16 protein-coding genes are annotated in these 16,661 nt (G+C 72.6%); 8 read left to right on the top strand and 8 right to left on the bottom strand.

The features are described from left to right. Positions 1-102 precede the first annotated feature (102 nt). Together serB and glgC are read right to left on the bottom strand one after the other, a co-directional pair. Positions 103-1,302: a phosphoserine phosphatase SerB gene (serB, locus tag ABD401_RS14180; protein WP_344605776.1), complete on the bottom strand. Its 1,200-nt coding sequence runs from the start codon at positions 1,300-1,302 to the stop codon at positions 103-105. Positions 1,303-1,325: 23 nt separating this feature from the next. Further along, positions 1,326-2,564 (bottom strand): glucose-1-phosphate adenylyltransferase, encoded by a 1,239-nt coding sequence (gene glgC / locus ABD401_RS14175; RefSeq protein ID WP_344605774.1) that lies wholly within the window; start codon positions 2,562-2,564, stop codon positions 1,326-1,328. Between the two features lie 56 nt (positions 2,565-2,620). Here glgC and glgA point away from each other — a divergent pair, with 56 nt between their 5' ends. Next, entirely contained in the window at positions 2,621-3,805 is a 1,185-nt protein-coding gene (gene glgA / locus ABD401_RS14170; protein ID WP_344605772.1) for a glycogen synthase, read from the top strand. Here glgA and ABD401_RS14165 read toward each other — a convergent pair. After that, entirely contained in the window at positions 3,784-4,566 is a 783-nt protein-coding gene (locus tag ABD401_RS14165; RefSeq protein ID WP_344605770.1) for a hypothetical protein, read from the bottom strand. The two genes, glgA and ABD401_RS14165, sit on opposite strands and share 22 nt — an antisense overlap. Before the next feature lie 97 nt (positions 4,567-4,663). Between ABD401_RS14165 and ABD401_RS14160 the strand changes: the two genes are divergently transcribed. From ABD401_RS14160 to ABD401_RS14145, 4 genes are read left to right on the top strand one after another with little or no spacing between them, the layout of a single operon-like run. Continuing rightward, complete coding sequence (locus ABD401_RS14160) at positions 4,664-5,476, top strand: ABC transporter ATP-binding protein (protein ID WP_344605768.1); 813 nt, start codon at positions 4,664-4,666, stop codon at positions 5,474-5,476. Between the two features lie 29 nt (positions 5,477-5,505). Beyond that, complete coding sequence (locus ABD401_RS14155; protein WP_344605766.1) at positions 5,506-5,928, top strand: NfeD family protein; 423 nt, start codon at positions 5,506-5,508, stop codon at positions 5,926-5,928. A gap of 14 nt (positions 5,929-5,942) precedes the next feature. Then, complete coding sequence (locus tag ABD401_RS14150; protein WP_344605764.1) at positions 5,943-6,851, top strand: SPFH domain-containing protein; 909 nt, start codon at positions 5,943-5,945, stop codon at positions 6,849-6,851. Positions 6,852-6,863: 12 nt separating this feature from the next. Further along, positions 6,864-7,613, top strand: coding sequence for a sulfite exporter TauE/SafE family protein (locus ABD401_RS14145; protein WP_344605762.1), 750 nt, complete (start codon positions 6,864-6,866; stop codon positions 7,611-7,613). A gap of 134 nt (positions 7,614-7,747) precedes the next feature. Here the strand turns inward: ABD401_RS14145 and arfB are convergent, their stop codons facing one another. Further along, positions 7,748-8,170, bottom strand: a complete 423-nt coding sequence (arfB, locus tag ABD401_RS14140) for an alternative ribosome rescue aminoacyl-tRNA hydrolase ArfB (RefSeq protein ID WP_344605760.1) — start codon at positions 8,168-8,170, stop codon at positions 7,748-7,750. Positions 8,171-8,300: 130 nt separating this feature from the next. Between arfB and ABD401_RS14135 the strand changes: the two genes are divergently transcribed. Continuing rightward, entirely contained in the window at positions 8,301-9,758 is a 1,458-nt protein-coding gene (locus ABD401_RS14135; protein WP_344605758.1) for a protoporphyrinogen/coproporphyrinogen oxidase, read from the top strand. Between the two features lie 16 nt (positions 9,759-9,774). Here the strand turns inward: ABD401_RS14135 and ABD401_RS14130 are convergent, their stop codons facing one another. Genes ABD401_RS14130 through ABD401_RS14120 form a run of 3 tightly spaced genes read right to left on the bottom strand, consistent with a single transcriptional unit; the run spans position 9,775 to position 13,602 of the window. Continuing rightward, on the bottom strand, positions 9,775-10,863 hold the full coding sequence (locus ABD401_RS14130) for an ABC transporter ATP-binding protein (RefSeq protein WP_344605756.1): 1,089 nt from the start codon (positions 10,861-10,863) through the stop codon (positions 9,775-9,777). Beyond that, complete coding sequence (locus tag ABD401_RS14125) at positions 10,860-12,548, bottom strand: ABC transporter permease (protein ID WP_344605754.1); 1,689 nt, start codon at positions 12,546-12,548, stop codon at positions 10,860-10,862. Before ABD401_RS14125 ends, ABD401_RS14130 begins: the two co-directional genes overlap by 4 nt. A gap of 28 nt (positions 12,549-12,576) precedes the next feature. Continuing rightward, positions 12,577-13,602, bottom strand: coding sequence for an extracellular solute-binding protein (locus ABD401_RS14120; protein WP_344605752.1), 1,026 nt, complete (start codon positions 13,600-13,602; stop codon positions 12,577-12,579). A 112-nt stretch (positions 13,603-13,714) separates the two neighbouring features. Between ABD401_RS14120 and ABD401_RS14115 the strand changes: the two genes are divergently transcribed. After that, on the top strand, positions 13,715-13,978 hold the full coding sequence (locus ABD401_RS14115) for a hypothetical protein (RefSeq protein WP_344605750.1): 264 nt from the start codon (positions 13,715-13,717) through the stop codon (positions 13,976-13,978). Here ABD401_RS14115 and ABD401_RS14110 read toward each other — a convergent pair. Continuing rightward, on the bottom strand, positions 13,935-15,605 hold the full coding sequence (locus ABD401_RS14110; RefSeq protein ID WP_344605748.1) for a lysylphosphatidylglycerol synthase domain-containing protein: 1,671 nt from the start codon (positions 15,603-15,605) through the stop codon (positions 13,935-13,937). The two genes, ABD401_RS14115 and ABD401_RS14110, sit on opposite strands and share 44 nt — an antisense overlap. A gap of 116 nt (positions 15,606-15,721) precedes the next feature. Here ABD401_RS14110 and ABD401_RS14105 point away from each other — a divergent pair, with 116 nt between their 5' ends. Continuing rightward, a complete protein-coding gene (locus ABD401_RS14105) occupies positions 15,722-16,645 on the top strand; it encodes an NAD-dependent epimerase/dehydratase family protein (protein WP_344605746.1) in 924 nt (307 codons plus the stop codon). Positions 16,646-16,661 lie beyond the last annotated feature (16 nt).

Below are 16,661 nucleotides of genomic sequence, written 5' to 3'. Positions count from 1 at the left end.
CCATAGCCACAGCCCACCACAAACGGCTCAGGCTGCAGAGGCGACTTTCACAGTCACCCCTTTCGGCGCCAGAAAGGGTGTCACCCCTGGTGGCGGGGCGCGTCAGTTCGGGGTGAGGGCGTCGAGGGCGTCGGCGGCCTCGACCTCTTCCCGGGAGATCCCGAGCAGGAACAGCAGGGCGTCCAGGTACGGGACGTTGATCGCGGCGCGGGCCTGCTTGCGGACCAGCGGCTTGGCGTTGAACGCGACACCGAGGCCGGCCTTGGCGAGCATGTCGAGGTCGTTCGCGCCGTCGCCGATCGCGACCGTCTGCGAGAGCGGGACCCCGGCGAGCGAGGCGAACTGCTCGAGGGCCCGCGCCTTGAACGCGCGGTCGACGACCGGGCCCACCACCTGGCCGGTGAGCTTCCCGTCGACGATCTCGAGCGTGTTCGCCGCGGCGTAGTCGAGGCCGAGCTCCTCGACGAGCCCGTCGGTGATCTGGGTGAAGCCGCCGGAGACGATCGCGACCTCGTGGTCGAGGCGCTTGAGGGTCCGGATCAGCGTCCGGGCGCCCGGGGTGAGCTTGACCGCCGCGCGGACCTCGTCGATGACGGAGGCGTCGAGCCCGGCGAGGAGGGCGACGCGGGCGCGCAGGGACTGCTCGAAGTCCAGCTCCCCGCGCATCGCGGCCTCGGTGATCTCGGCGACCTGCTCGAGAAAGCCCGCGTGCGCGGCGAGCATCTCGATGACCTCGCCCTGGATCAGGGTCGAGTCGACGTCCATCACGACGAGCCGCTTGCCCCGGCGGTGCAGGCCGGCCGGGTGCACCGCGATGTCGACGCCGCGGGCCGAGGCCTCGGCGGCGAGGGCGATCCGCAGGTCCTCGGTGTCGGTGACGCCGGAGACGTTCAGCTCGAGGCTGGTGACGGGGGAGCGGGACAGCCGCATGATGCGGTCGATGTTCGCCCCGCGCTCGGCGATCCGTGCGGCGACGCCCGCCATCGCCGCGGTCCGCAGCGGGTGCCCGAGGACGGTCACGTGCAGGCGCCCGTCCCGGCGGGGCAGGTTGTCCCCGGTGCCGGAGGCGATCTCGACGTCCATGCCGAGCTCGGTGGCGACCTTGGTGACCGCGGCGCGCAGCCCGGCCTCCTCGGTCCCCGGGGCGACCAGCACCCCGAGCACGAGCCGGCCGCGGATCACGACCTGCTCGACGTCGACGACCTCGACGTCGTAGCCCACCAGGGCGTCGAACAGCGCCGCGGTCACGCCGGGACGGTCCCGCCCGGTGATCGTCACGAGAAGGGTGCGGTCGGCGGCCATCTACCGCGTCATCTCCGGGTGGGTCATGGCAGTTCCAGCGTGGTGCCCTTCGCGACCACGCGGATGCCGTCCTCGGTGATCGTGACGCGCTTGAGGTCGGCGTCCTTGTCGTGCACGCCGAGCTGGAAGCCGTCGGGGACGACCACGTTCTTGTCGAGGATCGCGTTGCGGACGACGGCGTCCTGCCCGATCCGTACGCCGTCGAGGAGCACACAGCCCTCGACGCGCGCATTGCGGCCGACCACCACGCCGGGGGAGAGCACCGAGCGCTCCACCGAGCCCGCGACCTGCACGCCGTCCGAGACCATGGACTCGACGGCGTGGCCGGTGACGCCCTCGGTCCCGCCGACGAAGCGGGCCGGGGGCCACGGGTCCTGCAGGGTGTAGATCGGCCACTCGCGGTTGTAGAGGTTGAACGCCGGGTTGGCCGAGATCAGGTCCATGTGCGCCTCGTAGAAGGCGTCCAGGGTCCCGACGTCGCGCCAGTAGGCGATCTCCCGCCCGGGCGGGCCGGGCACCTCGTTGCGCGAGAAGTCGTAGACGCCGGCCTGCCCCTGGGCGACCAGCTTCGGGATGATGTTGCCGCCGAGGTCGTGGCGGCTCGTCGGGTCCATCGCGTCCTCGGTGACCGCGCGCACCAGCGTCGAGGTCTTGAAGACGTAGTTGCCCATCGAGGCGTAGATCTCGTCGGGGGAGTCCGGCAGACCCTGCGCGTCCGTCGGCTTCTCCTGGAACTGCGCGATCTTGGTGCCCGAGGAGTCGGCGGTGATCACGCCGAACTGGTCGGCGAGGCTGCGCGGCTGGCGGACGGCGGCGACCGTCACCCCGAGACCGGACTCGATGTGCTGCGCGACCATCTGCCGCGGGTCCATCCGGTAGATGTGGTCCGCGCCGAAGACGATGATGTGCTCGGGCTGCTCGTCGTCGATCAGGTTCAGGTTCTGGAAGATCGCGTCGGCCGACCCGGCGAACCAGTGCGGTCCGCGGCGCTGCTGCGCGGGGACCGGCGTGACGTAGTTGCCGAGCATCGTCGACATGCGCCAGGTCCGGGAGATGTGCCGGTCCAGGCTGTGGTTCTTGTACTGCGTCAGCACGACGATCTTGAGATAGCCGCCGTTGACCAGGTTCGACAGGACGAAGTCGACCAGCCGGTAGATGCCGCCGAAGGGCACGGCGGGCTTGGCCCGGTCACCGGTCAGCGGCATCAGCCGCTTGCCCTCGCCGCCGGCGAGGACGATCGCAAGAACCCGGGGCGACGCCATGCCCGTGAGGTTAGTCCCCCACCCGACGCTCAGCCGTCACTAGTACCTTTCCTCGGATGCGGGTCGACTTGCTCACCAGGGAGTACCCCCCGGAGGTCTACGGCGGCGCCGGCGTGCACGTCGAGTACCTCGCTCGTGAGCTGCGGCGGCTCACCGACGTGCGCGTGCGCTGTTTCGGAGCGCCACGGGACGGCGACGGAGTGTCCGCGTACCGGGTCCCCGGCGGACTGGAGGGCGCGAACTCGGCGCTCGGCGTCCTCGGGGTCGACCTGGAGATCGCCGCCGGCTGCGAGGGCGCGGACGTCGTGCACTCCCACACCTGGTACGCGAATCTGGCCGGCCACGTCGCGAAGCTGCTCCACGGCGTCCCGCACGTGATGACGACCCACTCGCTGGAGCCGCTGCGGCCGTGGAAGGCCGAGCAGCTCGGCGGCGGCTACCAGCTCTCGAGCTGGGTCGAGCGCACTGCGGTCGAGGCCGCCGACGCGGTCATCGCGGTCTCCGCCGGCATGCGGGCGGACGTGCTGCGCTGCTACCCGGACGTGGACCCGGGGAAGGTCCACGTCATTCACAACGGCATCGACACCGACGAGTACGCCCCGCGGCCCTCGCCGGACCTGATGGCACGTCACGGGATCGACCCGGACCGGCCGGTGGTCCTGTTCGTCGGGCGCATCACCCGCCAGAAGGGGATGCCGCACCTCCTGCACGCCGCCCGGGACTTCGACCCCGACGCCCAGCTCGTGTTGTGCGCCAGCGCCCCGGACACGCCGCAGATCGCGGAGGAGGTCTCGGAGCTGGTCGCCGGGCTGCGCCGCGATCGCAGCGGGATCCACTGGATCTCCCAGGTCCTGCCGCGGCCGGAACTCGTCGAGCTGATCAGCTCCGCGTCGGTGTTCGTCTGCCCGTCGGTCTACGAGCCGATGGGCATCGTGAACCTGGAGGCGATGGCGTGCGAGACCGCGGTCGTCGCGACCGCGACCGGCGGCATCCCCGAGGTCGTCGCCGACGGCGAGACGGGAATCCTCGTCCCGATCGACCAGGTCGACGACGGCACCGGCACCCCGCGCGACCCGGAGGCGTTCGCGGCCGACATCGCGGCGGCCGTCAACGCCCTGCTGCGCGACTCCGAGCGCGCCCACGCGATGGGCAAGGCGGGCCGGGAGCGGGCCGTCTCACAGTTCTCCTGGACCGAGATCGCGGCCCGGACCCAGCAGCTCTACGCGAACCTCAGGTCCTGATCGGCGCCGGTGGCGACCGCGTTGTAGGCCGCCAGCTGGGCCCGCCGCGCCGCGCGCGCCAGCGCCCGGAGCTCGGCGTCCCGCCCGGCGATGCCGTTGACGTTGAAGGCCGCGCCGTCGTCGTCGGCGGCCAGCTCGGCGATCGCCGCGACCCGCTGGGCGAGCGCGAGCACCCGGTGCGCCCGGGCCGGGTAGCCGGGGGCGAGCAGGTCTCCGTTGCGACCGGAGCGGATCGCCGAGATGCGGTCGGCCGCCTCGGGCCGCCAGCGGGCGACCTCGAGCGCGTCGAGGGCGTCGGTCACCGCGCGCATCGTCTCCGCGAGCTCCCGCTCCGCCTCGGCGAGGGAGGTCGGGTCGCCCGGCCCGGCGTTGACCGCGAAGGCCTGCCACCGGACCGCGATGCCGACGCAGTCGTCGGGGTCCTCGTCGCCGACGCGGGGGACCAGGCCCCACGGCCGGGGACCGTCGAGCAGGACGGCCTCGCCCGCGTCGAGGGCGTCGACGTTGAACTCGGCGGGACCGGGCAGGCCGAGCAGGTCGCCGGGGACCGGCAGGGCGAGGCGCAGGCCGGTGACGCCTGCGGTGCGCAGCCGCGCGAGGGCGACGGTCAGGGTGTCCTCGTCCGACCCCGCCCACCCGAGCACGCGGTGGCCGCCGTCGCGGCCCGCGATGCGTTCGGCGGCGGTGTCCGGGGAGACCAGGCCGGCGAGCACGGCGTTGCCCCACGCCACGAATCGACCTGACCGGAGCACGCTGTCCATCGGAAAAGCCTAAGCGGTCGAACCTGGTGCGCAGGTCCACACACCCCCGCCGCGCGTTGCACGCAGGGTCGCCACCGCGCTCGCGTACCGTGAAGTCATGACGCTGGTTCTGGACCTCGCCGAGGTCGTCGTCCGCCGCGGCACCAAGCGCCTGCTCGACGACGTCACGTGGGAGATCCGCGAGGGCGAACGCTGGATCGTGCTCGGTCCCAACGGGGCCGGCAAGACCACGTTGCTGCAGGTCGTCGCCGGTCAGCTCTACCCGACCTCGGGGTGGGCGGCCATCCTGGGTGAGGCGCTGGGGGAGACCGACGTCTCCGAGCTCCGCACCCGCGTCGGGCTGGCGAGTGCGGCCCTGGCGGACCGGCTCCCGCGCAACGAGATCGTGCGCGACGTCGTCCTCACCGCGTCCTACGGCATGGTCGGACGGTGGCGGGAGAAGTACACCGACCTCGACCGGCAGCGGGCCGAGATCCTGCTGCGGGCCCTCGGTGTCCTCGACCTCGCGGAGCGCACCTACGGGACGCTGTCCGAGGGCGAGCGCAAGCGCGTCCAGATCGCGCGGGCGATGATGCCGGACCCCGAACTCGTGCTGCTGGACGAACCCGCGGCCGGGCTGGACCTCGGCGGCCGTGAGGACCTCGTGCGCCGGCTCTCGAACCTCGCGCTCGACGAGGGCTCCCCGGCCATGATCATGGTCACGCACCACGTCGAGGAGATCCCCGCCGGCATGACGCACGTCCTCATGCTGCGCGAGGGCAAGGTCGTCGCCGCCGGTCCCATCGAGCACACGCTGACCTCGGCGAATCTGACGTCCTGCTTCGGCATCGGTCTCGAGCTGCGCTACGACGGCGGCCGGTACAGCGCCCGCCTGGCCGGGCGGGAGCGGCTGCACCTCGCCTCGGGCTGAGTGCTCCCCGCGCCCCCTACGATGATCACGTGGACGCCTGGGTGTGGTGGGTCATCGCTGCGGCGGTGCTGGCCGGCGTCGAGGTCCTGACGCTCGATCTGATTTTCATCATGCTGGCCGGCGGCTCGCTGGCCGCCGCGGGTGTCGCCGGCGCCGACGGGCACATCTCGCTCCAGGTCGCCGTCGCGATCGTCGTCGCCGTCGCGGGTCTCGGCCTGCTGCGCCCGGTCGCGATGCGCCACCTGCGCACCACCCCGGAGATCCGCACGGGTGTCGACGCGCTCGTGGGGCAGGAGGCACTGGTGCTGTCCGAGGTCGGGCCGCACGAGGGGCGGGTCAAGCTCGCCGGCGAGGTGTGGTCGGCACGCTCCTACGACGGGGCGAGCACGTACGCGGCGGGGCAGACCATCGCCGTGCTGAAGATCGAGGGCGCGACCGCCCTGGTCGGCTGACGAAGAGGGGTTTCATGAACGGCAGCGACGCAGTCACCATCGCGCTGGTGGCGATCGCCATCTTCGTCCTCGTCGTGCTCTCGCGCTCGGTGCGGATCGTGCCGCAGGCCCGGGCCGGGATCGTCGAGCGTCTCGGCCGCTACCAGCGCACCCTCGGCGCCGGGCTGACGTTGCTCGTCCCCTTCGTCGACCGGCTCAACCCGCTGATCGACCTGCGCGAGCAGGTGGTCTCGTTCCCGCCGCAGCCGGTGATCACGGAAGACAACCTCGTCGTCAGCATCGACACCGTCATCTACTTCCAGGTGACGGACCCCAAGGCCGCGACCTACGAGATCGCCGACTACATCTCCGGTGTCGAGCAGCTCACCGTCACGACGCTGCGCAACGTCGTCGGTGGTTTGACGCTGGAACAGACGCTGACCTCGCGCGACCAGATCAACGCCGCGCTGCGCGGCGTCCTCGACGAGGCGACCGGCCGCTGGGGGCTGCGCGTCAACCGCGTCGAGCTCAAGGCGATCGACCCGCCGCCCACGATCCAGGGCGCGATGGAGCAGCAGATGCGGGCCGAGCGCGACAAGCGGGCGGCGGTCCTCACCGCGGAGGGTTTCAAGCAGTCGCAGATCCTCACCGCCGAGGGCGAGCGGGCGGCCGCGATCCTGCGCGCCGAGGGTGAGCGCGAGTCGCAGATCCTCCGCGCCCAGGGCGAGGCCGAGGCGATCCAGACCGTCTTCCGCGCCATCCACGACGGCAACCCGGACCAGGAACTGCTCGCGTACCAGTACCTGCAGATGCTCCCGGAGATCGCGCGCGGCGACTCGAACAAGATCTGGATCGTGCCGAGCGAGCTCGGCAAGGCGCTCGAGGGCCTCGGCTCGGTGGTCGGCAAGCTCGGTCCCGACGCGAACCGCCCCGGCACCGGCTGAGTCGTCGGTCGCGTGACCTTCTGGGACGCGATCGCCATCGCGGTCGCCGGGCTGGGCGCGGGCGCGATCAACGCCGTCGTCGGATCCGGCACGCTGATCACGTTCCCCACCCTGATCGCTCTGGGCTACCCACCGGTGCTCGCGAACGTGTCGAACACCGTCGGCCTGGTCCCGGGCTCCGCCGCCGCCGTCGTCGCCTACCGGCGCGAACTGCGCGGCCAGGGCGAGCGGCTGCGTCGCCTGGGCGCGTGCACGACGGTCGGCGCGATCGTCGGCGCGACGCTGCTGCTCACGTTGCCCCCGGGGGCGTTCAAGGCGATCGTCCCGGTGCTGATCGGGATCGCGTTGCTCCTCGTCATCCTCCAGCCGCGGCTGACCGCGGCGGTCGCGGCCCGTCCCCACCGACCGCACCACGGCGGCGCGGTGCTCGCCGTCGGCGTCCTCGGCACCGGGATCTACGGCGGTTACTTCGGAGCGGCGCAGGGCGTCCTGTTGATGGGACTGCTCGGTACCCTGCTCGCCGAGGACCTGCAGGTGCTCAACGCCATCAAGAACGTCCTCGCGCTGACGGCGAACCTGGTCGCCGCGATCGTGTTCATCGCGATCGAGGACATCGACTGGGGCGTCGCCGGGCTGATCGCCGCGGGCTCGATCGTCGGCGGTCTGACGGGGGCGCGGATCGCCCGCAAGCTGCCGCCGAACGTCCTGCGCGGGGTCATCGTCACGATCGGATCCGTCGCGATCGTCCGCCTGCTCGCCTGAGCGGCGCCCCCTGTCAAAAAGGGTGACACCCCTTACTGCGCAGTAAAGGGTGACACCCCTTACTGCGCAGTAAGGGGTGTCACCCTTTCTGGCGCCGAAAAGGGTGTCACCCCTCGTGTGACAGGTGAGGCGGGTCAGTCGTCGGTGGAGCGGCGGAGGCGCTTGGTCCGGGACCGGCGGGACTTCGCGTCGAGGCGGCGGGCGGTGGCGCCGGCCGAGGGCTTTGTCGGACGCCGCGGCTTGGGTGGCGGGGCGGTGGCGTCGGTGAGGATCGCGGCGAGGCGCTCGGCGGCGGCCTCGCGGTTGCGGAGCTGGGAGCGGTGCTCGGACGCGACGACGACGACGGTGCCGTCCACCAGACGGGTGCGGAGGCGCTCGAGCGCGCGGGCGCGGAGCGCTGGGGAGAAGGCGCCGGAGTTGGCGAGGTCGAAGACCAGCTCGACGCGGGAGTCGGCGGTGTTGACGCCCTGGCCGCCCGGCCCGGAGGATCGCGAGAATCGCCAGGTCAGCTCCCGTTCGGGGATGCTGACCGAGCGGACCCGGATCCCGTCGATCATGGGCTCAGCATGCCCGGCACCGGCCGCCGTAGCCACGCCTTTCCGGAGGCGACGAGCCGATTGACGGAGCGTGAGCCGGGCATGAGCGGCCGCTGGGGCGGGCTTGGCACCGGTGTGGTTGGTTGGCCCGGTGAGTCGTGGCATCTCCCGCTCCGGCGCGGGCCGGTCGTCGGCGGACGTGGTGATCCTGGGCGCCGGCCCCGCAGGCCTGGCGGCGGCCTGGCGTGCCGCGCGGACCGGCCGTTCCGTCGTCGTGCTCGAGGCGGCGCCGTACGTCGGTGGGATGGCGGCGAGCTTCGAGGTCGGCGGTATCCGGGTCGACGCCGGGAGTCACCGGCTGCACCCCGCGACCGCTCCGGCGCTGCTCGCGGACCTGCGCGGACTCCTCGGTGACGACCTCCAGACCCGGCCCCGCAACGGCCGGTTGCGGGTCGCCGGCAGCTGGGTCGGCTTCCCGCTCAAGCCCGTGGAGCTCGCCAAGGCCCTGCCGCCGGGGCTGCTGGCCGGCATCGCGCGCGACGCGCTGACCGGCCCGTTGCGCAAGCCGCGGCAGGACACCTACGCCGAGGTCCTGCGCGCCGGTCTCGGCCCGACCCTCTACGGCGCCCTCTACGAGCCCTACGCGAGCAAGCTGTGGGGCCTCGACGGCAGCGAGATCGACGGCGAGCAGGCTCGTCGCCGCGTCACCGCGGACACGCCGTGGAAGGTCGCGGCGAAGATCCTCTCCCGGGCGCGCCGCAGTCGGGCGACCGGCGAGGGCGGCTCCGGGCAGGGCCAGATCTTTCACTACCCGCGCCGTGGCTTCGGGCAGATCGTCGAGGCGCTCGCCGACGCCGCCACCGCCGCGGGCGCCGACATCCGGCTCTCCAGCGCGGTCGACCGGGTCGTACCCCGCTCGGGGCTCGACTCGGCGCCGCAGGTCCGCACCGCCGACGGCACGACGGTGACGGGTCGTCACGTGTTCTCCACGGTCCCGCTCCCGCGCCTCGCCGCGATGACCGACCCACCCGCCCCGGCCGAGGTGCTGGCCGCCTCCGGCAGCCTGACCTTCCGTGCGATGGTGCTGGTCTACCTCGTCCACGGCGGGGGCCGGTGGACGTCCTTCGACGCGCACTACCTCCCGGCCGACGGCACGCCGGTCACCCGGATCTCCGAGCCGACCAACTACCGGGAGAGCGCCGACGACCCGACCGACCGCAGCGTCCTCTGCGTCGAGATCCCGTGTGCCCCCGACGACGCGACGTTCTCCGCCGACGAGGCGACGCTGACCGGCATCGTGACCGACACCCTGGCGCGCACCGGGCTGCCCCCGTTGAACGTGCAGGAGGTCGTGGTCCGGCGGGTCAAGCACGTCTACCCCGTCTACACCCGTGGCTACGGGCCGGCGCTCGAGGCGCTCGACACCTGGGCCCGCGGGATCTCCGGGGTCACGACCTTCGGCCGCCTCGGTCTGTTCGCCCACGACAACACCCACCACGCGCTCGCGATGGCGTACGACGCCGTCGACGCGCTGACCCCGGTCGGCTTCGACCACGGCGCCTGGGCGATGGCCCGGCTCCGGTTCGCCGACCACGTGGTCGAGGACTGAGTTTCCTGACCTGACGTCAGAACACTGACGGCGCCGGACGAACGCCGTCCACCAGCAGCGACGGTGTGATCCCCGGCGCGAGCCCGACGGAGACGCGGGCCCCGATCTCGAGCCGGAGTTCGTGCGGCTGCAGCGAACGGATCGTCAGGCCGGACTTCAGCGTGACCGTGTAGAGGATGAACGCGCCCTGGAACTCCAGCGCGGTGATCTCACCCTTGCCGGGACCGCCGGCGTCGAGGGTCACCTCGTGCGGGCGCGCGACGATCTCGACGGCCCCGTGGCCGAGGCCGCGCGGGGCGACCACCTCGACGATCTCGGAGTGCAGCATCCCGGCGTCGCGCTCGGCCGGCAGGAACACCGCGTCGCCGACGAAGGTCGCGACGAACCGCGTGGCGGGGTGGTGGAACGCCTCGTCCGGGGAGGCGTCCTGCTCGACGCGGCCGCCGCGCAGAATCACGACGCGGTCGCCGGTGGCGAGGGCCTCGTCGCGGTCGTGGGTGATCAGGATCGCCGCGGTTCCGGTGTGCCGCAGGATCGCGACCGTGTCGGTGCGGATCTGCGCGCGCAGGCCGCGGTCGAGGCTGGAGAACGCTTCGTCGAGCAGCACGATCGGCGGCCTGGGCGCGAGCGCCCGGGCCAGCGCGACCCGCTGCTGCTCACCGCCGGAGAGCTCGTGCGGGTACCGGCCCGCCAGCGGGCCGAGGGAGACCAGGTCAAGGACCTCGCGGATCCGTGCCGTCCGGTCCGGCGACCGCCGGGGGAGCCCGAACCCGACGTTGTTCTCGACCGTCAGGTGCGGGAACAGCGCGTGGTCCTGGAACACCAGACCGACGCCGCGGCGCTCGGCGGGCACCCAGACGTCCGGCCCGGCCACGCAGCGCCCGGCGAGGGTCACCCGGCCCGCGTCCGGTCGCTCGAGGCCCGCGATCATCCGCAGCGTCGTCGACTTCCCGCACCCGGACGGCCCGACCATCGCGACGATCTCGCCCGGCCCGACGGTCAGCGAGATACCGTCCACCGCGCGCGTCTTCCCGAAGTCCTTGACGACGGACTCCAGCGTCAGCGGGAACGTCGGCGCGCTGATCACGTGCATGCCGTCGCTCATGAGTGCGCCTTCGCGGGGAGGATCTTCCGGAACAGGATCAGCACCGGGATCATCGCCACGACGACGATGGTGAGCGCCGGCACGGCCGCGCTCTCCCAGCGGGTCTCGGACGCCTCCTGGTAGACCTGCACCGAGAGCGTGGTGAAGCCGAAGGGCCGCAGCAGCAGCACGATCGGCAACTCCTTCAGCGCGTCGACGAGAACCAGCACCGCCGCGACCGCGACGCCGGCCCGGGCGAGCGGGAGGTGCACCCGGGTCAGCACCTGCCGCGGCCGGGTCCCGAGGGACAGGGCCGCGCCGGTGAGCGACGGGGACATCTTCGCGAACGAGGCGTCGACGCTCTGGTAGGCGGGGGCCATGAATCGCACCAGGTAGGCGTAGACGATGCCCGCGACCGAGCCGGTCACGACCAGTCCGGTGCCGCCGGGGACGCCGAGACCCTCCAGCCCGTCGTCCGCCCAGGCGAAGACGATGAGTACACCGATCGCCACGACGACACCCGGCACCGCGTACCCGACGGTCGCGAGCTGGGCCGCGACGTCGACCCGTCGACCGTGCGTCAGCTTCGCCGCGTGCGCCATCACGACCGCGGCGGCGGTGCAACCCGCGGCGGCGATCAGGCCGATCCGCAGGCTGTTCCAGAGGTAGTCCAGGTAGCGGTCGTCGACGATGCTGGAGAAACCGCCCTCGTCCGTCGTGGCCGCCCACCACACCAGTTGGCCGAGCGGGAGGACGAACGCGACGCCGAGCAGCGCGCTGCAGGCGGCGGTCGTGGCCCAGGCCCGCGCGCCGGTCAGCCGGATCGGGGTGAAGCCGCGTTCGGGCCCGCCGCGCTGCAGGTACCGCGCGCGGCCGCGGGCCAGGCGCTCGGCGAGGATCACGAGGATCGCGAAGGAGAGCACCAGGCTCGCGAGCACCGTCGCGGACTGGCGGTCGAACGTGCCCTTCCAGACCTGGTAGACCCCGACCGTGACCGTGTCGACGTTGAAGTAGGTGACGGTCCCGAAGTCGGTCAGGGTCTCCATCATCACCAGGGCCGCGCCCGCCATCAGCGACGGCCGGGCCAGCGGCAGCACGACGCGGCGCAGGGCCGCCCACGGGCCGCACCCCAGTGACCGGGCGGCGTCGTAGGTGGCCGGAGCCTGCTCCAGCAGCGCCGAGCGCGCCAGCAGGTAGACGTACGGGTAGAGGCACAGCGACAGGACGAGAATCGCCATGCCGGTCGAGCGGACGTCGGGGAACCAGGCGTCCTGGCCGAACCACTCGCGCCACTGCGTCTGCACCGGGCCGGGGTAGTCGAGGACCGACAGGTAGATGAACCCGAGGATGTACGCGGGCATCGCCAGCGGCAGGACCAGCAGCCACGAGAACGCGCCGCGGCCGGGGAAGTCGTAGGCGGTCACGACCCAGGCCAGCCCACCGCCGATGAGGACGGTCAGCGCCCCGACGCCGATCAGCAGGACGAACGTCGTCCAGATCATCTCGCCGAGGCGGGGCGGCCACTTCACGTCGTGGCCGGTCGCAGCGACGGCGTCGATCACGACCGCGATCACCGGCGCCGCCGCGACGAGGGCGACGACGAAGACGGCGACGGCCCAGCCGATCCGGCCGGTCCCGGCGCCGCCGGTGCGGCTCCGGCCCGGTTCGGCGCTCGGGGCGGTGACGCCCGGGTCGAGCAGAGTCACCTGCGGACTCTCGGCACCGGCGACCGTGTCACCGGTAGCCGGCCTCCGACATCAGCGCGATCGCGTCGGCGTTGAGCTTGCCGTACGCCTCCGCGTTGATCGGCTGGAACTTGAACGTGCCGAAGCCAGAGATCAGCTCCTCCGGCTTCACGTCCGGGTTCACCGGGTACTCGTGGTTGCCGTCGACGAAGGCGTTGGCGCCCTTCGTGGCCAGCCACTCGATCAGCTTCTGCGCGTCGGCGACGTTGTCGGAGTTCTTCAGGACCCCGGCGCCCGAGATGTTGACGTGGACGCCCTCGCCGCTCTGGTTCGCCCAGTACGGCTTGACCTTGAAGTTGCTGTCGTCGTCGAGGATCCGCGCCAGGTAGTAGTGGTTGGTGATCGCGACGTCGCAGCCGCCGGCGTTGACCGTCTTCAGGATGGTGACGTCGTCGCCGATGATGTTGACGTCGTTGGCGACCCAGCTCTTCACGATCTCCAGGGCGCGGTCACGGCCCTGCCTGTCGATCATCTGCGCGACCAGGGACTGCACGTACGACGACTTGGAGGTCCGCATGCACAGGCGGCCCTTCCACTTGGGGTCGCCGAGCCCGGCGTAGGAGTCGGTCGCGTCGAAGTCGCTCGGCTGCACCTTGTCGGGGTTGTACATCAGGGTGCGCACGCGCATGCTCAGCCCGACCCAGCGGTCCTGCGGGTCGCGCAGCCCCTCCGGCACGGCCTCGTCGAGCACCGGGGACTGCAACGGCAGCAGCAGGTCCTGCTGCGCCGCGTTCCAGAGGTTGCCGGCGTCGACGGTCATGAAGATGTCGGCGGGCGTGTCCTCGCCCTCGGCCTTGATCCGCTCGAGGAGCTCCGCGTCGCCGCCGTAGAGGAACTCGACGTTGATGCCGGTCTCCTTGGCGAACTGCGTGAACGCCACTTCGAGGTCGTAGTGACGACCGGAGTAGACACGGATCGTGCTCTTGTCGTCACCGCCGCACGCCACGAGGAACGGAAGGCACAGCGTCAGGACGGCGGCCACTCGAAGCGGCATCCGGAGCGACTTGCGGAACACGACTCACACCCTTGCACGTTGATCGTCAGTCACCCGATGGGCAGCCTAACCTAACCCCGAAGCCTGAACGGGTCGCGCGCGACCTGCCCGAGAACTCACGTGAGGACACAAGATGAGACTGCGCCGTACCCGAGTCGTCGGAAGCCGACTGATCCTCGCCGCGGGTCTGGTGGCCGGCGTCGCGGGCCTCGCGGCCTGTGGGGACGACGACGGCGGTCAGGTCCGCAACCTGACCGAGGAGCAGGGCATCTCCGGCGGCGGCAGTGGTTCCGGCAGTGGCTCCGGCAGTGGCTCCGGGTCCGGCTCCGGGTCCGGCTCGAGCAGCGGGTCGGTCAGCGGGTCGGGGTCATCGAGCGGGTCCGCCAGCGGGCAGTAGGGAAGCCCGCGGGCCGCGCGCTCGCGCGGTCCGCGTTGAGTTCGCGGTGCACGGCCGGTACCACCTTCCGCAGGTACCGGCCGAGCTTGACGAACGAGTCGCCGGTGGTCCGGAAGTGGTAGCGGATCGGGACCTCGGCGTAGACGAATCCCTTGCCGAGCAGGTCGAGCGTGAGGACCTGGGCGTAGTTGTAGTCGTGGATGATCTCCGCCTCGGCGGCCGCGCGGGGCGAGAAGGCGCGGTACCCGCTCTGGCCGTCGGTCAGGTCGCGGCGCCGCGCCGTCCAGCGCACCCACCGGGTCAGGACGAGGTTCCCGAACCGCCGGTGCGGGCGCATGTGCTCGATGTTGCCGGCGAAGCGCGAACCGACGACGTAGTCGGCGGTCCCGGCCAGGACGGGGGCCACGACCGTCGGCAGGTCCTCGGGCGCGTACTCGCCGTCGGCGTCCAGGTAGACGACCGCGGCGGGGGAGAGCGCGCTCGCCTCGCGCAGCGCGGTGCGGACGGCCGCGCCGAGGCCACGGTTGACCTCGTGCGGGACGACGACGGCCCCGGCCTCCGCCGCGCGGGCGGCGGACGCGTCGGCCGACCCGTCGTCGACGACGATGCAGACCAGGGGCCGGCCCGCGACCGTCCTCGGCAGGCGGCCCACGACCTCGGCGACCACGTCCTGCTCGTTGTAGACCGGGATCACCGCGACGACCGGGGCGTCCGGTGCCACCGGGACCGGTTCGGGTCGCGGCGGCAGCACCCGCGGCAGCCGGAGGTTGCCCCAGTAGCCGGGGGTCGGCGTCACCAGTGCCACGCCTCCGACCACGAGTGAGTACGCGGTCTTCACCGCATGCGTGGCGAGAGCGATCGCGAACGCCGTACCGGCGTCGACGCCCAGCGCCGCCAGGGCCGCCGTGCCCGCGGCCTCGTAGGACCCGATGCCGCCGGGGGTGAGCGCGACCGTCTGCGCCGCGATCGCGACCGCGGTCACGGCGATCGCCTCGTGGTAGTCCAGGGAGACGCCGGCGGCGTGGGCGACCTGCCAGGCGAGCGTGGCCTCCAGGGCCCAGGCGACGAACGCCGTCCCGACGATCGTCGCGGCGGGCATCCGCAGCTCGCCCGGGCCGCGCGCCGCCAGGCCCCGGGCCCACAGCAGCACCGGGACGGCCGCGAGGGCGAGGGCGACGGCGAGCACCCAGGCCCACGCGCCGATCAGCTCGCCGGCGAGCCCGGGGACCGCGACCAGTGCCAGCACCGCGACCGAGAGCAGGTCGGCCAGGCGCAGGGTCACCGTCGTGGCGGTCACCGGGCCGACGGCCAACGGGGTGCGGCGCAGCACCGACGTCACCCGCAGGATCTCGCCGAGGCGGAAGGGCAGGACGTGGTTGCCGAGCACGGAGACGTGCAGCGCGGCCCAGGACTGGCCGAACGAGAGGCCGGGCAGGGTGCGGGTCCACGCCCAGGACCGGAGGGCGAACGCCGCGGCGTAGCAGAGCAGGACCAGCGCCAGCGGACCCGGCGCCGCGGCCAGGGCCTCCGCGGTCTCCCGGAGCACCGGACCGTCGACGACCCGGACCAGGTAGACCACCGACAGCGCGAGCACGACGACGCCGACGACCGTGCGTGCCTTTCGCACTCGCTGCTCCTGTCGCTACTCGCGCATGCACCTTTCTTGAGAAAGGCCAGGCTAGCCTTGCCAGCGCGACCGCCGGGTCACCGGCGGTGTCCCTGGGGCGACGGAGGAGATCGAGCATGGCAGTCGTGGTCACCGGGTCGGCCGGGTTCCTCGGTCAGGCCGTCGTGGCGCGTCTGCTCGCCGCGGGGCGCGAGGTGATCGGCATCGACCGGCGCGGCGGCGTGCCCACCGGTCCCGGCCACACCGAGCTGCACGCCGACCTGATCGGGTCCGACGGCGTCGCCGCCGACGCGATCCGTGAGGCCGGCGGTGTCATCCACCTCGCCGGCTGCCCGGGTGTGCGGGACTCCCGCACCGACGTCGCCTGGCACCGGCACCGCGACAACGTGCTGGCCACCGCCGCGGTGCTCGGCGCCGCCCCCCGGCGGACGACCGTCGTCGTGGCGACCTCGTCCTCGATCTACGGCGGGTCGGTCGGCGGCCGCCCGTGCGCGGAGACCGACCCCCTGAACCCGCGTGGCGGGTACGCCGCGAGCAAGGCGCTGGCCGAGGCCCTGTGCCGCGACCACAACGAGGCCGGCGGCCGTGTGGTCGTCGCGCGGCCGTTCACGGTCGCCGGCGAGGGCCAGCGCTCGGACATGGCGCTGTCGATGTGGATCGACGCCGCGCGTGCGGGACGCCCGCTGCGGATCCTCGGCGGGCCCGAGCGCACCCGTGACGTCACCGACGTCCGGGACGCCGCCCGGGCGCTGATCGCGCTGCTGGACGCGGGGGAGCCCGGGCCCGTGAACGTCGGCACCGGCGTCCCGATCCGGCTCGACGCGATGATCGACGCGATCGCGACTGCGCTGGACGTCGACGTCCGCACACGCGTGGAGCCGGCCGGGCCCGAGGAGGTCTCCGACACGCGCGCGGACACCCGGCGGCTGGAGCGCATCGTCGGCTTCGTGCCGCACACGGACCTCGCCGATGTGGTGGCCCGTCAGATCGCGGCCGCCGACTTCGAGCAGGTCGCGGAGTCCGGCCGCGTCCCTGCGTGAGCGCGGATCGGTTGAG

The sequence above is a fragment of the Sporichthya brevicatena genome (assembly GCF_039525035.1).
In the GTDB taxonomy this organism is placed as follows: Bacteria; Actinomycetota; Actinomycetes; order Sporichthyales; family Sporichthyaceae; genus Sporichthya; species Sporichthya brevicatena.
Note: the sequence above shows the minus strand (reverse complement) of the source record. Positions and strands in the feature narration are given on the sequence as shown.